This is a genomic window from Actinokineospora cianjurensis, assembly GCF_003663795.1.
GTDB classification, from domain to species: Bacteria; Actinomycetota; Actinomycetes; order Mycobacteriales; family Pseudonocardiaceae; genus Actinokineospora; species Actinokineospora terrae.
Genome location: NZ_RCDD01000005.1, coordinates 178893 through 198649, shown reverse-complemented (window position 1 = coordinate 198649; position 19757 = coordinate 178893). Strand labels below are relative to the sequence as shown.

15 protein-coding genes and 1 pseudogene are annotated in these 19757 nt (G+C 71.2%); 9 read left to right on the top strand and 7 right to left on the bottom strand.

Annotated elements, in window-relative coordinates:
• Window positions 1–73: 73 nt before the first annotated feature.
• Window positions 74–334 (top strand): annotated as a pseudogene (locus CLV68_RS36050) (helix-turn-helix domain-containing protein); the annotation flags it as partial.
• 261 nt (window positions 335–595) lie between these two features.
• Here CLV68_RS36050 and CLV68_RS35440 read toward each other — a convergent pair.
• Both CLV68_RS35440 and CLV68_RS26220 read right to left on the bottom strand, forming a co-directional pair.
• Complete coding sequence (locus tag CLV68_RS35440; RefSeq protein WP_246010117.1) at window positions 596–1252, bottom strand: hypothetical protein; 657 nt, start codon at window positions 1250–1252, stop codon at window positions 596–598.
• Between the two features lie 177 nt (window positions 1253–1429).
• A complete protein-coding gene (locus CLV68_RS26220) occupies window positions 1430–3076 on the bottom strand; it encodes an MFS transporter (RefSeq protein ID WP_121393737.1) in 1647 nt (548 codons plus the stop codon).
• Between the two features lie 443 nt (window positions 3077–3519).
• Here CLV68_RS26220 and CLV68_RS26215 point away from each other — a divergent pair, with 443 nt between their 5' ends.
• On the top strand, window positions 3520–6351 hold the full coding sequence (locus CLV68_RS26215) for an ATP-binding protein (RefSeq protein ID WP_170224588.1): 2832 nt from the start codon (window positions 3520–3522) through the stop codon (window positions 6349–6351).
• Between the two features lie 959 nt (window positions 6352–7310).
• Here the strand turns inward: CLV68_RS26215 and CLV68_RS26210 are convergent.
• The gene (locus CLV68_RS26210) at window positions 7311–7814 is read right to left on the bottom strand and encodes a helix-turn-helix domain-containing protein (RefSeq protein WP_246010116.1); all 504 of its coding nucleotides are present in this window, start codon (window positions 7812–7814) and stop codon (window positions 7311–7313) included.
• Window positions 7815–8079: 265 nt separating this feature from the next.
• Here CLV68_RS26210 and CLV68_RS26205 point away from each other — a divergent pair, with 265 nt between their 5' ends.
• Genes CLV68_RS26205 through CLV68_RS26195 form a run of 3 tightly spaced genes read left to right on the top strand, consistent with a single transcriptional unit; the run spans window position 8080 to window position 11699 of the window.
• Entirely contained in the window at window positions 8080–9768 is a 1689-nt protein-coding gene (locus tag CLV68_RS26205; RefSeq protein WP_121393565.1) for an NAD(P)/FAD-dependent oxidoreductase, read from the top strand.
• The gene (locus tag CLV68_RS26200; protein WP_121393564.1) at window positions 9765–11171 is read left to right on the top strand and encodes an ATP-binding protein; all 1407 of its coding nucleotides are present in this window, start codon (window positions 9765–9767) and stop codon (window positions 11169–11171) included. Before CLV68_RS26205 ends, CLV68_RS26200 begins: the two co-directional genes overlap by 4 nt.
• Before the next feature lie 39 nt (window positions 11172–11210).
• The gene (locus tag CLV68_RS26195) at window positions 11211–11699 is read left to right on the top strand and encodes a MarR family winged helix-turn-helix transcriptional regulator (RefSeq protein ID WP_121393563.1); all 489 of its coding nucleotides are present in this window, start codon (window positions 11211–11213) and stop codon (window positions 11697–11699) included.
• A 107-nt stretch (window positions 11700–11806) separates the two neighbouring features.
• On the opposite strand, the gene CLV68_RS26190 is transcribed toward CLV68_RS26195, so the two are convergent.
• Both CLV68_RS26190 and CLV68_RS26185 read right to left on the bottom strand, forming a co-directional pair.
• On the bottom strand, window positions 11807–12805 hold the full coding sequence (locus CLV68_RS26190) for an acetamidase/formamidase family protein (RefSeq protein ID WP_121393562.1): 999 nt from the start codon (window positions 12803–12805) through the stop codon (window positions 11807–11809).
• Entirely contained in the window at window positions 12802–14208 is a 1407-nt protein-coding gene (locus tag CLV68_RS26185) for an APC family permease (protein WP_246010115.1), read from the bottom strand. Before CLV68_RS26185 ends, CLV68_RS26190 begins: the two co-directional genes overlap by 4 nt.
• Window positions 14209–14413: 205 nt before the next feature.
• On the opposite strand from CLV68_RS26185, the gene CLV68_RS35785 reads away from it, so the two are divergent.
• On the top strand, window positions 14414–14536 hold the full coding sequence (locus CLV68_RS35785; RefSeq protein ID WP_281245023.1) for a hypothetical protein: 123 nt from the start codon (window positions 14414–14416) through the stop codon (window positions 14534–14536).
• A 44-nt stretch (window positions 14537–14580) separates the two neighbouring features.
• Here the strand turns inward: CLV68_RS35785 and CLV68_RS26180 are convergent, their stop codons facing one another.
• On the bottom strand, window positions 14581–15009 hold the full coding sequence (locus tag CLV68_RS26180; protein WP_121393560.1) for a MarR family winged helix-turn-helix transcriptional regulator: 429 nt from the start codon (window positions 15007–15009) through the stop codon (window positions 14581–14583).
• Between the two features lie 47 nt (window positions 15010–15056).
• Here CLV68_RS26180 and CLV68_RS26175 point away from each other — a divergent pair, with 47 nt between their 5' ends.
• Window positions 15057–16178 carry an ABC transporter substrate-binding protein gene (locus CLV68_RS26175; RefSeq protein WP_121393559.1) on the top strand — a complete coding sequence of 374 codons (1122 nt, stop codon included), beginning with the start codon at window positions 15057–15059 and terminating at the stop codon, window positions 16176–16178.
• Between the two features lie 929 nt (window positions 16179–17107).
• On the opposite strand, the gene CLV68_RS35780 is transcribed toward CLV68_RS26175, so the two are convergent.
• The gene (locus CLV68_RS35780) at window positions 17108–17797 is read right to left on the bottom strand and encodes a Clp protease N-terminal domain-containing protein (protein WP_121393558.1); all 690 of its coding nucleotides are present in this window, start codon (window positions 17795–17797) and stop codon (window positions 17108–17110) included.
• A 183-nt stretch (window positions 17798–17980) separates the two neighbouring features.
• On the opposite strand from CLV68_RS35780, the gene CLV68_RS26165 reads away from it, so the two are divergent.
• Both CLV68_RS26165 and CLV68_RS26160 read left to right on the top strand, forming a co-directional pair.
• Window positions 17981–18514 carry a DUF11 domain-containing protein gene (locus CLV68_RS26165; protein ID WP_121393557.1) on the top strand — a complete coding sequence of 178 codons (534 nt, stop codon included), beginning with the start codon at window positions 17981–17983 and terminating at the stop codon, window positions 18512–18514.
• A 377-nt stretch (window positions 18515–18891) separates the two neighbouring features.
• Window positions 18892–19707, top strand: a complete 816-nt coding sequence (locus CLV68_RS26160) for a glycosyltransferase family 2 protein (protein WP_121393556.1) — start codon at window positions 18892–18894, stop codon at window positions 19705–19707.
• Window positions 19708–19757: the final 50 nt, after the last annotated feature.

Here is a 19757-nt window from a genome sequence, read left to right as displayed (position 1 = left end):
CCCGACAAATCCGGTAATTGGCATCGCCCCCGCCGCGGCCCACGAGCCTTGTCCGGCGCCACGCGGACCCACCATGCTGGTCGGACCCTCGGGCGGGCGTACGGAGCGAGGAGGACGGGGCATGTCGCGGCGACTGCAGCCCGCGGGGTCTTTGCGTGCCTATTTCGGCTGGCGGTTGCGCCACTGGCGGCGCGCGCGGGGGATGTCCCAGACCGAGCTCGGTGCTCGGCTCGGCTACGGGGACTCCCACCTGAGCAAGGTCGAGAGCGGCGACCGGTGGCCCCCACCGGACCTGCCCGACCGGGCGGACCGCGTGCTCGACACCGGCGGGGAGCTGGCCGCGCTCTGGCCGTTGGTCGAGCGTGAACGTCAAGAGGGCCCTAGACAAACCGAGCCGGTAGCGCCATCAACACCGTCGAGCCCGACAGCGCCAGAGGCGATGGAAGCCCTCTTAGGCGCGTATCACGCGGTCGGCTCTCAACTGGGCGGCCGAGACCTAGTGGTACCGCTGGAGCACTACACGCGCACGGTCGTGCAATGGCAGGCAGCGTCAACGGCTCCCGGCCTACCCCGCCTGGCGGCCCGGTTCGCGCAACTAGCGGGGTGGGCGCGGTTCGACGGCGCGGACTACCCGACGGCCCAGTTCTGGTACACGTGCGGCCTGCACTGGGCCACGCAGGCCGACGACCGCGACCTGATGAGCAGGCTGTTGGCCAGGCAGAGCTCCGTTGTTGGCCCTGACTTCCTCAGGTGAGTAACCGCGCCAGTAGCGGTCGACCTTGAAGCCGAGGCCGCGAGTCGCTTCCGCCGTACGCGCCGAGGACTTGTGCAGGGTCACGACAGCGGTGTCACCGTCGATCGACATCGCAGCGAAGCCCTTGCGGCCGTGTCGGGTGAAGTCGCTGTCGCCCGCGCGCGCCGCACCGGCGGTGGGGTCACCGTGGTAGGTGTGGACCTCGCGCCCGGTCGGGTCGGCGACGGTCACGAAGTCACCGCCCGCCAGTCGCAGCGATTCGAAGTGGACCTTGATGTAGCTCGCTCCCGGCTGCTTGATCTCCTGCCGGTCGGTGCCCGCGTAGGCGACGGTGCTGCCGAGGACGGTCTCCTCGCCGACCTTCATCGCGCCGGACGCGGGTGCGGCGGGGGCTTGCGCCGCGGTCGCCTGGGGTTCGGACGAGACCCACGCAGGGCCGAACATCGCACCGCCTGCCGCGAGGGCAAGGGCGAGCACAACGATCGGGGTTCGGGCCACGTTCTCCTCCTATCAGTGGATGCGCTAACCGTGATTAGCGGGACATATCGCTCCCGGTATACGCGGCCGCCGACATCACCCGATAGGCGTCGAACCTTGACCAACCCCCTGTCAACCGCTCGACCGTCACACCATCGGCCCCCGCGACGATGGACTCCCTTGGTGCTCCACAGTGGACTACCCGACCCGCTCCCCCGCCGCCGCGGCCAGCCCGACACCGACCGGCTCGGCGCGCGCCACCGACCCGCACAACCACGACGCGACCGCCCCGACCAGGCACAACGCGATAGCGCTACCGAAGGCGATCGCGAGACCGGTGGAGAACGGCCCGGAGATGAGGCTCGGGAAGAACCCGCGGCCGGTCAGGTACGCGGCCTGGTCCGGCGGCAGGCTCGTGAGCTGGTCGCCTAGGAGCTGCCGGATCGGGTTGTAACCGAGGAAGGCCGCGAACAGCACCGCCACGGCGGGAAGCGACGCGACCTGGTCGGCGGAGGCAGCGGACACGCCGTGCGCCTGCAAGCCGGTGCGTAGTGCCTCCGGCAGGCTGCCCGCGAAACCGACGACGATCAGGCTGAAGAAGAAGCCGATGGACAGGACCATCGCGGTGTTCTGGAAGGTCGTCATCATCCCCGAGCCAGAGCCCCGGGTGTGTGCGGGCAGGCTGTTCATGACCTCAGCGCGGTTAGGCGAAGAGAACATGCCCATCCCCACGCCGTTGAGTACGAGAACGGCCGCGAACGCCAGGTACGGGAAGTCGACCGGTAGCGCTATCAGCAGCCCGAACGACAACGCGGTGAGCAGCATCCCGGTCGTCGCGAGCATCCTGCTGCCGACGCGGTCGGACAAGATGCCGGACGCGGGCGCCGAGAGCAGGAAGCCCACGGTCATCGGGACCATGTAGATGCCCGCCCACAGCGGGGTCTGCTCGTAGCTGTACCCGTGCTGCGGCAGCCAGATGCCCTGCAACCACACGATCAGCACGAACTGCAGCCCGCCGCGCCCCAGCGACGCCGCGAAGTTGGCGACGTTGCCCCAGGCGAACGACCGCGACCGGAACAGCGACAGGTCGAACAGCGGGCTGGCGACCCGGCGCTCCACCAGCACGAACACCCCGAGCACCGCGACCCCGCCGAGCAGGCACGAGAGCACGAACGGGCTGCCCCAGCCGGTCTGCGAGTGGCCGTAGGGCTGGATGCCGTAGGTGATGCCGACCAGGACCGCGACCAGGCCGACGGCGAAGGTGAGGTTGCCCCACCAGTCCATCGGCGCGTGCCCGCGCACCCCCGTGTCGTGCAGCCGCAGGTACGCCCACACGGTGCCGACCAGCCCGAACGGGACCGACACCAGGAACACCAGGTTCCAGTTCACCGGCGCGAGCACCCCGCCGACGACCAGGCCGAGGAACGAGCCGGAGATCGCCGCCGCCCCGTTGATGCCCAGGGCCATGCCGCGCTGGTGCGCCGGGAAGGCGTCGGTGAGGATCGCCGAGGAGTTGGCCATCAGGAACGCGCCGCCGACGCCCTGCACGACCCGCCAGCCGATGAGCCAGAGCGCGGCGGCGTCCCCGGTGAACCAGGTGAGGGCGAGCAGGACCGAAGAGACGGTGAACACCGCGAAGCCCAGCGTGTACATCCTGGCCCGGCCGAACATGTCGCCGAGGCGGCCGAAACCGACCACCAGCACGGCGGTGACCACCAGGAAGCCCATGATCATCCACAGCAGGTAGCCGGTGTTGGCCGGGTCGAGCGGGTCGATGCCGATCCCGGCGAAGATGTCCGGCAGCGCGATCAGCACGATCGAGGAGTTGATGGTGGCGATCAGCATCCCCAGCGTCGTGTTCGACAGCGCGATCCACTTGTAGCGCGGCCCCGCCGCGCGCTCGGTCCGTGTCACTTAGCCATGCTAAGCAAAACGGTTGCCCCACGGCAATGACCTGTCCGTCACACCGGCCGGAATGACCGGTTCGACCGCTTGCCAACCCGGGGCGATGTCGGCAAACCCAGCGTTGGCCCGCCCGATCCGGTGTTTCACGTTTCCCGCCGAACGCGGGTGCCAAAAGCCGGACAGCGCGGAACCAACGGAGTAGACCGAATGTTGGAAGCGCGGTCCGCTTTCCGCACAATCGCTGCACCATGCGGCTGACAACGGCGAGAATGGCGCTGCGGAACGGGTTCGCCACTCACTACACTCGATTCCCGAACCAACGCACAATCGACCCGCGCGCGGGCGGCGCCGGATCCGGGGAAATCCAGGGCGGGGGTGGGGTGGTGGAGGCGGCGTTCGGGGTGCTCGGTTCGACGGCGCTGCGGCTCGACGGGGAGTTGGACGCGCGGTGGGCGCCTGCCAAACCGAGGGCGATGCTGGCCGCGTTGCTGGTGGCACCCGGCGGGGCGCTCGCGGCCGCGGCCCTGGCGCGCTGGGTGTGGGGCGACGAGCAGCGCAGGCCGAGCAACACCGCCGCGACCCTCGACGTCTACGCGACCCGGATCCGCAGGCTGCTCAAGCAGTTGCCGGTGCCGGCGAGCCTGCGCGGCGACCGAGGTACCTACCGGCTCGACACCGACCGCTCCGCCATCGACTACTTCCAGTTCCGCGAACTGGCCACGACCGCGCGGGAGCACGCCGTGCGGGGCGACCACGCGGGGGCCGCGCGGCTGTCCGACCGGGCGCTGCGGCTGAGCCGGGGAAAGCCGCTGGAGGACTTGCGATCGCCGGACGCGATGGCCTGGCGGGCCCGGTTCGAGCGCGAGGAACTGATCCCCGCGCACAGCACCCACCTGCGCGCCCTGGTGGACCTCGGTCGGGGTGACGAGGCGTTGGCGCTGTTGGACGTCCTGCTGCCCGAGCACCGCGACAGCCTCGCGTTGCACACACTGCGACTGGTGGTCCTGCACGCGCTGCGCCGGGTCGAGGAAGCGGGTGAGTACTGCCTGGCCGTACGCGGTTCACTGCGCGCCGACGGCGATGACCAGGCCGCCGAGCACCTGCTGCGCCACCACGAGTCACTGGTCGCGGGCGGCCCGTCGGCACCGCCGCACCACAAGCCGAGGCAGCTGCCCCGCGACGTGACCGACTTCGTCGGCAGGACAACAGAACTGGCGGCGCTCGACGCGGCGGTGCAGGCCGGGCGGGGAGTCGTCGTGCTCGAGGGGATGCCCGGTGTCGGCAAGACCGCGCTGGCCGTCCACTGGGGACACCGGGTCCGCGCCCACTTCCCCGACGGCGGCCTGTTCGTCGACCTGGCGGGCCATTCCGGGCAGCCACCCGCTTCCCCCGCCGCGGTCGTCGACGAACTGCTGGCCGGTCTCGGCGAGAAACCGGACAGTTCCGCGACTCCCCCGGTCCGCGCCGCGGCGCTGCGCCGGGTGCTGGCGAGCAGGCACCCGCTCGTCGTGCTCGACAACGCCCGCGACGCCGAGCAGGTGCGTCCCCTGGTGCCGTTGCTTGCCGAGTGCCTGGTGGTGGTGACCAGCCGCACCGCGCTGACCGCGCTCGACGCGCGGCGCGTCCAGGTCGGGCCGCTGTCGCCCGCGGAGTCGACGACCCTGCTCGGCACCCGCCTCGGGCGCGACGACGCCGGGCTGCGCGCCGAGGTGGTCCGGCTGTGCGGCGGCCTGCCGCTGGTGATCGCCGTGGTCGGCGGGCACGTCGCCGAGTACCGGCTGCGGCGCGGCTCGGTCCCGCCCCGGCGCCTGCTGCTGGAACTGGGCATCGACGCTGATGGCGACACCTCACCGCAGACCTTGTTCACGTGGTCCTACCGCGCGCTCCCGCCGCCCGCGCGCGACCTCTTCCGCGCGCTCGGCGCTCATCCCGGCAGCGAGTTCAGCGCGTCCGCGGCACGGGCCTGCTGGGGCGGGGGCGATCCGAGCGGTGCACTGTCCACTTTGGTCGAGGCAAACCTGTTGGAGTGCAACGGAGATCGGTTCAGATTCCACGACCTCATCCGGGAGTGCGCCCACCGCATCGCACACTCCGACGATCCACCTGCCCACCGTCGCGCCGTGGAACGCCGGATCTTGGCTTACTACTTGGGATCCGCAATCGCCGCCCACGACATCCTCTACCCCGGACACTCCACCGGCCCGCCGCTGCCGCCCGAGCCCTTGGTGCTGCCGAGCCGGTTCGCCGACGCGGAGTCCGCACGTGAGTGGTTCGCGGCCGAGCAGGTGAACCTCATGGCCGCCATGGTGTTCGCCGCCCACGCGGGCCACCACGGGTACGCCTGGCGGTTGCCGCACGCGGCCAGCCGGTACCTGCAACGCAACGGCCACCACGAGGAGTGCGGGCTGGCCAGGGAGATCGCGGTCGAATCCGCGCGGCGAGACGGGAACGCCGAGGCGGAGGCGTCCTCGCTGGCGGACCTCGGGCTCGCCTACCTCACGCTGGGTCGGTTCGCGGACGCCGAACGCGCCCTGCTGCGCGCACGGGAGTTCGCCGACGCGACCGGGAACGTGCGCGGCCAGGGCGTGATCCGGTTCCACCTGGGCAGGCTCGCACTGCACCTCGGCGACGCCGCTCGCGCCATCGGGTTGCTCAACGAGAGCCTCGGATTCGCCGAACGCGGCCACGACGGTCAAGGCAAGCGGTGGACGCTGCACGCGCTGGGCGACGCACTGCTGGCCGCGGGCAGGCACGGCCACGCGCTGACCGCGCTGCGCGAGGCGGAACGACTCGCGGTGGCGGGCGGCGACGAGTCGGCAAGGGCGAGTGTGCTGGCCGGGATCTGCGCGGTGTGGCGCGCCCGCGGCCGCTTCCCGGAGGCCGCGGCGTACGGCGAGGCGGCGCTGCGCACGGCCGAGGAAGCCAGGGACTCGGTGATCGTCGTCGCCACGCTGGTCGCCCTGACCGAGGTCGAACACGCCAGGGGCGCCCCCGCCGCGGCCGAGACACTGGCAAGACGCGCGATCAACCTGGCCGACCGAGTGCACGACCTGCCAACCCACGCCAGAGCACTCGACCTCCTCGGCGACGTCCTGGTCGGGCAGGGCCGAACCCCACAGGCTCACACGGCCTGGCGAGACTCGGCGGCCCTGTACGACCTGATGGGCAACGCGGCCCACCACCAAGCGGTACTGGCCAAGATCCCCCGCCCCTGACCTTCCCCGTTCAGCGCAACATCGCCCACGCCGCCGCTCCCCGAACCGGCCGTCGCGCACCGTTGAACAGCACGTCCATGCGGTGGGGCAACAGCCCGGGACGCCATCGGCATAGCCCGGCAGTGACCAACGCCAGCCGCGGAGCTCCTGCAGTTCCCTCTATCCACAACCCTTCGAACCATCCACAACCTCTACCGGCCCCCTATTGACAAACCACCAGCTTCGATACGTTCAGGAATGGGCCCCCGGCCCCCGGGAGGGCGGGCCCCGGCCGCGGAGTTGATCTTGGATGGGTGACGGGGTGCCGTGGGGGCAACCCGGGGTCCATCGACGCCCTTGGTGCTGCCGCGGAGTGCCTGCGCTCCACCTTCATCCACAACCCTTCCAACCATCCACAACCTCGGCCAGACCTCTATTGACAAACCACCAGGTCCGATACGTTCAGGAATGGGCCCCGGCCCCCGGGAGGGCGGGCCCCGGCCGCAGAGTTGATCATGAGCGGTAGCCGGATGCCGTGGGGGCAAACCAGGGTCTACCGACGCCCTTGGCGCTGCCGCGGAGTGCCTGTGCTCCGCCTTCATCCACAACCCTTCAAGCCATCCACAGCCTCGGCCTGCCCCCTATTGACAAGCGACCAGGTTCGATACTTTCAGGAATGGGCCCCCGGCCCCCGGGAGGGTGGGCCCCGGCCGCGGAGTTGATCTTGGGTGGGTGGTGGGCGTCGGGGGAGGCAACGGAGGGTTTTTTGTTGCCTGGGGGAGTTGACTTCACTCGAACGGGTGGACCAAGATGGCGGGTAAGGATCTTCGTCTGGCGCGTCGCGTGGCTGGGTGCTGCTGCTGAGCGCTATCTCCGAGGGGTCATTCGCCTGTGCGCAAGAAGTTTGCCGTGATGGTGTTCGTCGTGTTCACGCTGATCGTCGTCAACGCCCAGCCCGCGCTCGCGTGGTGGGACTACCACTAGCGGGGTTCCGCCGCCTCGGTGGCCAGGGCGGTGAGGCGCTCGAAGAGGTCCACATGGGTCAGTCCGCAGAAGACGGCCAGTTCGGCGACCGCCTTGGGTTCCAAGTGGACGACGCCGTCGTCGCCGGGGTCGGTGTTCAGGCGGTGGTGCGCCCAGCGGCGCACGGGTTGCAGTTCCGGCGCCCGGTCGGCGGCGAGCGCGCGCAGGTCCACCGAGCAGACCAGCAGGTGCGGCTGGACCTCGGCCTGCCGCAGCGCGGTCGCCAGCACCTCCGGCGCCGGGATGCCGAGTGCCTCGCAGATCGAGACGAACCGGGCCAGCGTGCACTGGCGGATGCCCAGTTCGTACGTCGCGATCGTCTGCGAGTGGACCTCCAGGTCGAGCCGGGCGACCAGTTGCGCCCGCGTCCACCCGCGATCCTCGCGCGCGGTGCGCAACTCGTGCCCGATCGCCCGCAGCAGCCTCGGATTCGACAACACCCGTTCGCGGCGGTCGCTCACGCCACCCCCCAGAACTCGCCCGGATTCCCCAAGCGACAATCGCGGACCGGAACGCCCGCGTTACCCGCGGCACCCGAATCCCCGCGTTTCCGCCGCTGTGCGGATCCGATTTTCCCCGACAGCCGGGAATCCTTCACCGGTCGCTCAGGGTGCGTCAACCGCCGCGCCTCGTGGCCCGAGGTCGGGATATCGCCATTCACACAATGTGAAGGGGCGTTCGGGTCGTGGCTTCCGCGCACCTCCGGCCTGGTGCTTGACTGGGGGCATGACCACTGCTGACGCGACCGCGCGGGCACCGCGGGCCTCGATCATCACCGTCGACGACGACCCCGGGGTGTCCAGGTCGATCGCGCGGGACCTGCGCGCCCAGTACGGCGCGGCGTTGCGGATCGTGCGGGCCGAGTCGGGCGAGCAGGCGCTGGAAGCGGTGCGGGAGATCAAGTTGCGCGGCGAGGAGGTCGCGGTGCTGCTCGCGGACTACCGGATGCCGGGAATGTCCGGGATCGAGTTCCTGGAGCAGGCCATGGCGGTGTTCCCGTTGGCCCGCAGGGTGCTGCTGACCGCTTACGCCGACACCGACGCCGCGATCCGGGCGATCAACGTCGTCGACCTGGACCACTACCTGCTCAAACCGTGGGACCCGCCTGCGCAGAAGCTGTACCCGGTGCTCGACGAGCAGTTGGCGGCGTGGACGGCGGCGGCGCGGCAGCCCGCGCGGCAGGTGCGGGTGGTGGGGCACCGCTGGTCGAGCCGGTCCTATGAGGTGCGCGACTTCCTGGCCCGCAACTCGGTGCCGTTCCGCTGGCTCGCGCTCGGTGAGGACGCCGAGGGCGAGCGGCTGCTGGCGGCGGCCGGGCAGGACGGGACGCGGCTGCCGGTGGTGGTCACCGAGGACGGCGCGGCGCTGGTGGAGCCCACCGACGCGCAACTGGCCGCCACGGTCGGCCTGAGCACGGTGCCCGCGACCGACTTCTACGACCTGATCGTGGTCGGCGGCGGCCCGGCCGGGCTCGGCGCGGCGGTCTACGGCGGGTCCGAGGGTCTGCGCACGGTGCTGGTGGAGCGGATGGCCACCGGCGGGCAGGCGGGCACCAGCAGCCGGATCGAGAACTACCTCGGGTTCCCGGACGGGGTGTCGGGCGAGCAGCTGACCGAGCGGGCGCGCAGGCAGGCGGCCAAGTTCGAGGTGGAGATGCTGACCACGCGCCAGGTGGTGGCGCTGGAACCGCGCGGCGCGGCGCGGGTCGTGCGCTTCGACGACGGCACGGAACTGGCCGCGCACACGGTGATCCTGGCGACCGGCGTGTCGTACCGGATGCTGGCGGCGCCCGGCCTCGACGACCTGTCCGGCCGGGGCGTGTTCTACGGCGCGGCGACCACCGAGGGGCCGGGGTGCGCGGGTCAGGACGTCTACATCGTCGGCGGCGCGAACTCTGCGGGCCAGGCGGCGATGTACTTCGCCAGGCACGCCAAGCGCGTGGTGCTGGTGGTGCGCGGCGACTCACTGGACCGGTCGATGTCGCGGTACCTGATCGACCAGATCGCCGACGTGCCGTGCATCGAGGTGTTGACCTGCACCGAGGTCGTCGGCGGCACCGGCGGTGACCACCTGGAGAGCCTGACGCTGCGGGACAGCACGACTGGTGAGTCGACGACCGTTGACGCGTCCTGGCTGTTCGCGTTCATCGGCGCCGCGCCGCGCACGGACTGGTTGGAGGGTACTGTTTCCCGTGACCGCAACGGGTTCGTGCTGGCGGGCCCGGACCTGGTGACCGATGGCGCCCGACCACCCGGCTGGGACCTCGACCGCGACCCGTACCACCTGGAGACCAGCCTGCCCGGGGTGTTCGTCGCCGGTGACGTGCGGGCGGAGTCGGTCAAGCGGGTCGCCTCCGCGGTCGGCGAGGGCGCGATGGCGGTCTCGCTCGTGCACAGGTACCTGGAGAAGGCATGACACCCGAGGAGATCCGCGGCCTGTTCCTGTTCGAGAGCCTCGACGACGAGCAGTTGGCGTGGCTGGCCGAGCACGGCGTGGTGGAGACCGACCTGGCGGGCACCGAGATCCTGAGCGAGGGCGCGGAGGCCACGTGCTTCTACGTCCTGCTGGAGGGCACGGTGTCGTTGCTGCGGACCATCGGCGGTGAGCGCGCGGAGATCTCCCGCACCGACCACCGCGGCTCGTACTTCGGCGCCACGCAGGCATACCTGCAGGACGACGTGACCTCGCGGCGGATCTACCTGATGACCGTCGTCGCGGTCACCGACGTCCGGATGCTGCAGCTGCCCGCCGCCGAGTTCGGCCCGGCCGTGCGGTCGTGGTTCCCGATGGGCATCCACCTGCTGGAGGGCCTGTTCTGGGGCATGCAGGCCACCCAGGCGATCGTCGGCCAGCGGGAACGGCTGCTGGCGCTGGGTTCGCTGACCGCGGGGCTGACCCACGAGCTGAACAACCCGGCCGCCGCCGCGGTCCGGGCGACCGCGGCCCTGCGGGAGCGGGTCGCGGGCATGCGGCACAAGCTGTCGCTGCTCGCCTCCGGCGCGCTCGACGCGGCGACGCTGCCCGCCATGGTCCGGCTCCAGGAGGAGGCCGTGGAGCGCGTCGCCAAGGCTCCGCGACTGTCCCCGATGGACTCCAGCGACCGCGAGGACGAACTGGCGGACTGGCTGGAGTCCCAGGGCATCTCCGGCGGCTGGGACCTTGCGCCCACGCTGGTGGCCGGTGGCCTGGACGTGCAGTGGCTGGCCAAGGCCGTCGGCGGTTGCCCGGCGGGCGCGGCGGAGCCCGCGGTGCGCTGGCTGGCCTACACGGTTGGGACCGAGGCGCTGATGGACGAGATCGAGGACGCCACCACCCGGATGTCGACCCTGCTCGGCGCGGCCAAGCAGTACTCCCAGCTCGACCGGGCGCCGTTCCAGGTGGTCGACGTGCACGACCTGCTCGACGCCACCCTGGTCATGCTGGGCGGCAAGGTCGGCGCGGTCACCGTCCACAAGGAATACGACCGGTCGGTGCCGCCGCTGCCCGGGTACGCAGGCGAGCTGAACCAGGTGTGGACGAACCTCATCGACAACGCGCTGGCCGCGATGGGCGGCGCCGGAACGCTGACGATCCGGACATCGCACCACGACGGCCGACTCCTGGTCGAGGTCGTCGACACCGGCGCCGGGATCCCGCCCGAGGTGGTGGGGCGGGTCTTCGAGCCGTTCTTCACCACCAAGCCGGTCGGCGAGGGCACCGGGCTCGGCCTGGACATCTCGTGGCGGATCGTGGTCGCCAAGCACCACGGCGACATCCGGGTCGACTCGGAGCCGGGCAACACCCGCTTCCAGGTGTGGTTGCCGCTGACCCAGCCCTGATCGCTGGCGGCGGCGCGGCGGGCGTCCTATTCTCGGCCCATGCACGAGGTCGGCCACGGGCCGCTGGGGTTGTTCCTGGCGCAGACCGCGAAAGTGGTCGGCAGGGCCATGGACGAGGCGATGTCGGCCGTGGGCGGCAGCGTGCCGGTGTGGCAGGTGCTGCTGACGGTGAAGACCAGGGACATCGGCACCCAGCGGGAACTGGCGTCGGCCGTGGGCATCCAGTGCGCGACGCTCACCCACCACCTCAACACCATGGAGGACGACGGGCTGCTGACCCGGCGGCGGGCACCGGGCAACCGGCGGACGCACGAGGTGGTGCTCACCCAGCGCGGGGAAGAGCTGTTCACCCGGCTGCGCGAGGTGGTCAGCGGGTTCGAGGGGCGGCTCGGCGACGGGCTGAGCGCCGGGGAGACCGCGGTCCTGGTGGGACTGCTCGGCCGGTTGCGGGCCAACGTCTCCACGGCCGCCGTCTTCCCCGCGGCCGTGTCCGCTGTGGACATGTCTGCTGTGGATGATTCGCTGTGAACTGAGGCGTTTGTCCGATGTGGCCGGTCTGTCGCGCGCCTGGTCGGCGGGTGTGCGTGGTGCCACCCTGCGCGGGACGCCGCGCACACCCGCCCGCCAGGTGGCCACTAGCGTTCGGCGAGGTATCTCGCCGCTGTCGCGCGTAGCCGGTCGTGCACGCCGTCGAACGCTGGGACGCCGACGACGTCCTTGGCGATCTTGGCGAGCATCGTGTAGTTCGTGTCGACGACGTTGCCCGCTGGGGCGAGGCCGGTCTGGCTGACCAGCTGGTACGCGTCGAGGGTGTCGAGCCCCAGCAGGTGGCCGGTCCAGCCGACCAGGTCGTGCTGGCTGATCCGGAACGCGTCCTCCAGCGGGCGGGCGGTGCCGGTGGACATCAGGTACCGGTCGTCCTCCAGCCTGGGCCACGGGCAGGCCGCGCCCTTGACCAGGTCCACGACGACCACAGTGGACATCGCGGCTTCGACGGCCGTCCCGCAGACCTCGCCCTCGCCCTGGCGGCAGTGGCCGTCGCCGAGGGAGATCAGCGCGCCGTCGACGTTGACGCCGAAGTACGCCGTGGTGCCCGCGCGCATCTCGGGGGTGTCCATGTTGCCGCCGTGCGCGCCCGGGGTGATGCTCATGATCACCTCGTGCGCGGCGGGGGCGACGCCGACGGTGCCGTGCATGGGGTCCAGGGGTAGGTCGATGCTGAAGTCGCTGCCGCGGGCGTGGAAGCGGCAGGTCCAGCGGTCGACGTCGACCTCGTAGCGCCAGACCAGTTCCGGCAGCGGGTCGTGCAGCATGGCGGTGGTGTGGGTGGCGGTCAGCGCGCCGAAGTGCGGGAACGTGGTGGACACCGCCCAGTCCCGGCGGGGCCGGATGTCGACGAAGTGCACCGCGACGGTGTCGCCCGGCTCGGCGCCCTCGACCGCGATCGGGCCGGTGACCGGGTTGAGGTACGGGAACTGGCACACCCGGCTTGGCAGGTCGTCCACGCCGCGCACCGCGCCGCCGAAACAGTCCTCAGTGGAGAGTTCGACGACTGTCCCCGGTGGGACCGTCAGCGCGGGTTCCCTCGGCCCGAAGGAGTACGCGGGCTCGGATTCCAGGCGTTCGACCCTCACTTGTCGTCCCCCTCGATGCCCGCGAGCGCCGGTCGTCGCCCGGTGGCGAGCAGCCCGACGAGGATCACCGCGCCGATGCCGAGCCAGACGAACCCGAGCGCCTGCGCGGCGACCTTGGCGTTGATCACGACGTAGGCCAGGATGGCGAACCCGATGGCCGGGGCGATGAGGTGCTTGCACCAGTCGCGGCTGCGGGAGCGGACGACGTAGTGCACGACGACCGACACGTGCAGCACCAGGAACGCGGTCATGGCGCCGAAGTTGACCAGGGAGCTCAGCAGCGTGATGCCGTCGTCGCGGGTCTGCATGTAGAGGCCCAGCGCCAGCGAGACGCCTGCCACCAGCAGGGTCGCGTTGACCGGGACCTTGCGGGTCGGGTGGACCTTGGCCAGGAACCTGGGCAGTTGCCGGTCGCGGGCCATCGCGTAGAGCAGGCGGGACGTGGCGGCTTGGGCGACCAGCGAGTTCGCGAAACCCCAGGACACGGCGGTCGCGGCGGCGGTCAGGACGGCGAGCCAGCCACCACCGGCGACCCTGGCCGCGTCGTAGAACGAGGTGCCCGCGGCGTCACCGTTGGCGATCAGCCCGGCCGGGTCGGGCACGAGCAGCGCGGCGACCCAGGTCTGGACGATGAACAGCACGCCGGTGACCAGCAGCGCGGCGATCATCGACCGGCCGATCGCCCTGGCCGAGTCGCGGTTCTCCTCGGCGAGGGTGGAGATGCCGTCGAAGCCGAGGAAGCTGAGCACCGCGATGGAGACCGCGCCGAACACCAGCGTCCAGGAGAAGTTCCCGCCGTCGAACAACGGCGCGAAGCTGAAGCCGCGGCCCTTGCCCTGGGTCAGCGCGACGACCCCGATGACGATGAAGATCGCCAGGATGGCCAGTTGCGCGACCAGCATGACCCGGTTGACCTTGGCGGTCATCTCGATGCCGAGGAAGTTGACCGCGGTGTTGAGCACCACGAACGCGACCAGCCACAGCCAGACCGGGATGGCGGGCAGCAGGGAGTTCATCGCGATGCCCGCGATCAAGTACAGCAGGCTGGGCACCAGCACGTAGTCGAGCAGGATCATCCAGCCGGACAGGAACCCGACCGGGGAGGCGATCCCGCGCCCGGCGTAGGTGTAGACCGACCCCGCCATCGGGAACGCCTTGGCCATCTGGGCGTAGGAGTTCGCGGTGAACAGCATGGCGAGCATGCCGATCGCGTACGCCAGCGCGATCATGCCCCCGGACCCGGCGAACACGCTGCCGAAGATCCCGAACGGCGCGATCGGCACCATGAAGATCAGCCCGTAGACCAGCAGGTCCCGGAACCCCAACGTCCGCCGCAACTCCTGGGTGTAGCCGTACCGGCCGAGCCCACCGTCCTCGCCCATCCGCTCCTCCAACCCGAGCACCCCCCGACCACCCGGCCGCGGTGGGCGAAGCGTAGAGCCATTACTTCCATTTGAAAATAGTTCGACCGGGTCGGGTTGCGCTCGCCGCGGCGGGCGGCCATCCGGGTGAGCGGGGCCACATCGCCACCCGTTCGGTGTAGGTGGCGGCGGGTGGGGGTATCTGAAGCGGAGAACGGACCGACCGGAAACCAGAGGGGAACTTCCCATGTGGATCGCGCTCGCCATGCCGTTCGTCCTGATGCTCGGCGCAGTCGGCATGCAGCGGCTCGAGCCGCCCGTACTGGCCCCGGCCACCACCGACGACCCGTTGCAGCGCACCGACATCTGAGCGTGCGCACTGTCCCTTGTGGATCACCCAAGGGTCGCCCTGGACTAGAGGCGCAGGTCCCGCAGTAGCGCCGACAGCGCTGTGACGGTGTCCTCGCTGAGGCGGTCGACCAGGCTCTTCTCGTGGGTGGTGGCGAGGGCTTCGAGGCGGTCGAGCTTGGTGCGGCCGAGTTCGGAGATGTGGACCGAGACGCGGCGGCGGTCTTCTGGTGACTGGGTGCGGTAGAGGTAGGCGGAGTCGACGAGGGCGTCCACCAGGCGGGTCAGGGTGGGGTGGGGGATCTCGACGGTGACCGCGAGTTCGCCCATGGAGCGGCCGTCGGGGGCGGCGGCGAGGGCGCGCAGCACCCGCCACTGGTCGACGGTGGTCGACTCCTCCTCCAGGACGGCGCCCAGGTCGCGGGCGAGCGCGCGTTGCGCCCTGGTCAGCAGATCGACCAGGTCGGGCACCTGCGTGCCGCGCTGACCAGCCATGACGTGCCCTTCGCCGTAAGACCTCCCGGCGAGCATACTGTCCGGTCATGGACTCCACCTCGGTCGTGCGCGCGGTCGTGCGGGACCGGGTGGAGGTCGCGCTCACCGGACCGGACCCGTCGGCGCTGCGGCTGGGCCTGCTGCTGCCGCTGTCCGGGGCCCTCGGGTTGACCGGGCCGTCCGGGTTGATGGCGTCGGCGCTCGCGGCCACCGAGCTGAACACCGCCGGTGGCGTCGTCGGCCGCCAGGTGCAGTTGGTGCTGGTGGACGCGGGTCAGGCGCCGGAGGTGGTGGCGGCGGACGCGCTCTCGCTGGCCGGGTTGGTCGACGCGTTCGTCGGGTTCCACACCAGTGACGTGCACCGGGCGCTGGAGGTCGCGCTGGGTGGGCGGGTGCCGTACATCTTCACTCCCCCGCACGAGGGGGGTCACCGGCGCGCCGGGGTCGTGCTGCTCGGGGACAGCCCGACGCGGCAACTGGCGCCCGCCGTGCGGTGGTTGGTCGCGCGGCGCGGCGCTCGGCGGTGGGCGCTGGTGGGCAGCGACTACATCTGGCCGCGGGCGGTGCACCGGGCCGCGGGCGGGATCGTGCGCGCGCTGGGGGCGGAGGTCGTGGCGGAGCGGCTGGTGCCGTTCCCCGGTAGCGGGATCGACGCCGAGGCGATCGTGACCGGTTTGGCGCGGGTCCGGGTGGACGCGATCTTGCTCAGCCTCGTGGGCCGCGACCTGGCCCAGTTCAACCGGGTCTTCGCGGGCTCGCGGCTCGCCTCGCGGGTGGTCCGGCTCTCCGGTTCCCTCGAGGAGAACGGCCTGCTGGCGGCGGGCGGCGACGACACCGGCGAGCTGTACGCCGCGATGCGCTCCTTCGCGGGCCAGGGCGACGACCGCCGCATGTCCCTCGCCGAACGCCACCTCGCCCTCTTCGGCGGCACCGCCCCGGTCCTCGACGCCTACGCCGAAGCCTGCTACGACGGCGTCCACCTGGCCGCCGCCCTCGCGGCCATCTCCGCGCTGACCCCCGCCCGAGCCCAACAGGCCACGGTGTCCCTCCTGACCTCGGGCGACCGCGGCCCCTGGTCGGCGGCCCCCCTCGGCCCACCCCGCGCGGGTGGATTCCTGGCCCGGGCCACCGGCCTCGACCTGACGGTCATCACCCCACTCTCCCGCTGACCCGGGCGCCTTTGTCCCGCTGGCCCTCCTGCGCCACTGACGTGTGCCTGGCCGACTATTTCCTGGTCCACTTGCCATGCCGCCGACCTGCTACTTCTTCGCCGTCGTGCGGCCCACCGGTGTCGCCTCGGGCCGCTGGAGTTCACCCGGTTCAGGGACAGAAGTTATCCACATGTGGATCTTCGGCGGCCTGTTTCAAGATCCTCTGTCGGGGGGTGCCGATAGACTGGCACAGGGACGCCCCCCGGAGTGGGTGGGGGCTGGGCAGGGTCGGGACCGCGCGCGCGAGGAGCCTGCTAGGGGTGGGGCGGCGGTAAGCGGTGGGGGCGGCCTAAGAGGTGTCGTGGGGTGCAAGAGGTCGGGTGAGGGTGAGGGGGCGGTAAGCAGCGAGGGTGGCGGTAAGCAGCGAGGGTGGCGGCGGGAACGGCCGAGGGCGGCGGTGAGGAGCGGGGACCGCCTTAGAGGCGTCGTGGGGTGCGAGAGGTCGGGTGAGGGCGAGGGTGGCGGCAAGCGGTAGGGGTGGCGGGGTGCGGCCGGGAGCGGCGGTAAGCGGTGAGGGTGGCGGCAAGCGGCCGGGGGCGGCGGTGAGGAGTGGGGACTGTCTAAGAGGGCGTCGTGGGGTGCAAGAGGTCGGGCAAGGGTGGCGGTAAGCGGCGGGGGCGGTGGTAGGGCGTGGGGACTGCCTTAGGGACGTCGTGGGGTGCACGAGGTCAGGTGGGGATAGAGGCGGCGCGCAAGGTCAAGTGCTTGGGCTAGGAGGGGCCGAGGGAGCGCGGCGGAAATGGATAGGGGTGTCGGACCAACCCTGGCTCGACTGCGGTCGACCCCGGCTCGGCTGGGGTCAACCCTGGCTCGCCCTCACCTGGCCCGGGCTCGGCTGCGGTCGGCCGTGCTGCCCAGTCACGCCGGCAAGGTCCCCATCCGACGCGTCAGGGTGGGGTTAGGCCGGTGTGGTGTTCGAGGTGGGTGAGGCGGCTGAGGATGGGGGCCAGTTCGGTGCGGAGGGCGGCCGTTAACGCTGCCGTGGGGTCTGGGGTGGTGGCGCGGAGGTGGGTGTAGCCCGCGAGGGCGGCCAGGACCGTGGCGCGGGTGGGTTTCAGGTCGATGCCGTGGTCGTGGAGGGTTTGGGCGGCGGCGGTGGCGGGGTCGGCGAGGATGCCCAGGAGCAGGTGTTCGCAGCCGACGTAGTTGTGGCCGTGGGTGAGGGACTCGGTGACGGCCAGTTCCAGGGCCGTGGCGGCGGTGGGGCCGAAGCGGTCGGCTGGGGTGTCGCCTGTGGACAGTGCGGGGGTCAGGGCGGCCGGGTCGGCGCCCGCGAGGCGGAGGACGTGGAGGGCGAGGTTGGCGCCCTCGGCGAGGATGCCGTGCAGCAGGTGTTCGGCGCCGACCTCGGGGACGCCGTCGGCGCGGGCGCGGGCGACGGCCAGGCGGACGGCGGTCTTGGCGCGGTCGGTGAACTGGGTGAGGGCGTCGAGGTCGTCGAGGGTGGCGGACCGGATAGCGGCGACCCGGCGGACCGACAGTTCCAGCGCGCGTTGGCAGATCGCCGAGAGCGGCAGGCCGGACTCGCGGACGGCATCGGCCAGGTCGTCCGGCAGGTACACATTCACCTTGGGCATACCCCCATATATAACCCCACTACGGGTTAGCGTCAAGGCGCGCATTCCCACCGGCAGTTCGCCACACGATCGGGTGGCAGGAAAGGGCGATTTCCCCGGTCATCCGTAGGGTGGGTCCGCACCGCGTGGGAATGCCGCGGCAATGCCGCAGGCACGCGTGGGAAATCCAGCCGAGGAGCCGCCGTGATCGCGACCGCAGTACTGTCCGCCGTTCTGCTGGCCGCGCTCCCCGCCCCCGCCGAGGGGCAGCCGCGGTTGAGCATCTCGGTGGACAACACCGCGGCGGCGATCACCGGGGAGCGCCTCACCTACACCGTGGTCCTGCGCAACCTGGGCACCGCGGCGGTCGACGGCCTCGCGCTCACCCAGAGCGTGCCGTCCGGGCTGCGCTTCGACGCCGCCGAGCCGAGCGGCACCGCGGACGCGGCCGCCGTCGAGTGGTCGGTCGACCTCGCCGCCGGGGGCGAGGCGGTGTTCCGCTCGACCATGACCGTGGTCGGCGACGAGCGGGCCAGGGTCGCCACCATCGCCTGCGCGCGCACCGTGCAGGACGGGCCGCCGCTGGTCTGCGCGTCGCACTCGGCGCGGGTGGTCGCCGCGGCCGCCGACTCGTGGGTGACCCGCAACCGCTGGTACGTCGCCGCCGGGCTGCTCGCCGCGGCCGGGGTCGCGCTGTTCGCCCGCAGGCGGCAGTCCGCGCGCGAGGAAAACGACTGACCGTACGGTGTCCTCGCCCGTTTCCTACTGTCCGGAATAGACCGGTCGGCGGCCGCAGTCGCCAATGTCACACTGGGACTTCCGGTGTGCAACAAAGAGAACGTCGAGCCAACCGTGGGTAACCGGTCCGCCCGCGCCAGGACCCGGCTAGAGCAGTGTCACGACCACTGCCTGCACATTCGGTGAACAGCACCGGCCAGTTCGTACTTTGATGACCGAAATGTCGGGTGACTATTCCCCACGAACGGCCCAACACCTTCCCCCGGGCGGGATCGGCAACCTCGGTCGACAACCGGAGAATCCAGTAACGGCAACCGGTCCACCGCGACTCCGTAGGTGTTGTCGTGATCATCGGGGGATGGCCGAGGGGGAAAGACATGGATGTCGTTGTGCCCGCGCACAACGAGGAGTTCGGCATCACCGCGTGCCTCGACAGACTCGCCGAGTCGATCGAGGTGAACCGCGTCGTCGTGGTCGCGAACGGATGTGTCGACCGGACCGCCGAACTCGCGCGCGCCCATCCCAGCGCGCCGTTGGTGGTCGAGGTCCCCGAACCCGGAAAAGCGGCCGCGTTGAATGCGGGCGACGCGCTGTGTGTCGATTTCCCGCGAGCGTATCTGGATGCCGATATAGAACTGCGGGGCGCTGACCTGGACGCACTCGCCGCGGCCACCAGGGAGCCGGGGGTCGCGGCGGCGATGCCCGCGGCGCGGCTGGACCTGACCGGGGCGTCGTGGGCGGTGCGCCGGTACTACGCGGTGTGGCAGCGACTGCCGTCGGTGCACCGGGCGGCCTCCGGGCGGGGCGTCTACGTGCTGACCCGCGACGCGCACGAGCGGTTGTTCCCGCTGCCGCCGGACCTGATCAGCGACGACGGGCACGTGTCGAGCACGGTGCCGGACCGGGCGGTCGTGCCGAGCGCGGTGGTCACGGTCGCCGCGCCGAGGGACCTGCGCAGCCTGGTCCGCAGGCGCCAGCGGGTGCACCGCGGCAACGCGCACATCCAGCAGAGCAGCGCGGCGGGCACCGGGTTGGCCACGATGGTCACGCTGGTGCGCACCCGCCAGGCATACGTGGTCGACGTCGCGGTGTTCGTCGCTGTGACGCTGCTCGCCCGGGTACTGGTGAGCACCAGGGGCGAACAGGTCGGTTGGGGCACCGACCAGTCAAGCAGAGCCCCAGTAAGAACCTGAGTCACTCTCCCCCGCCACCCACCCCCTCGTCCCCACCCGGCATCGTTCCC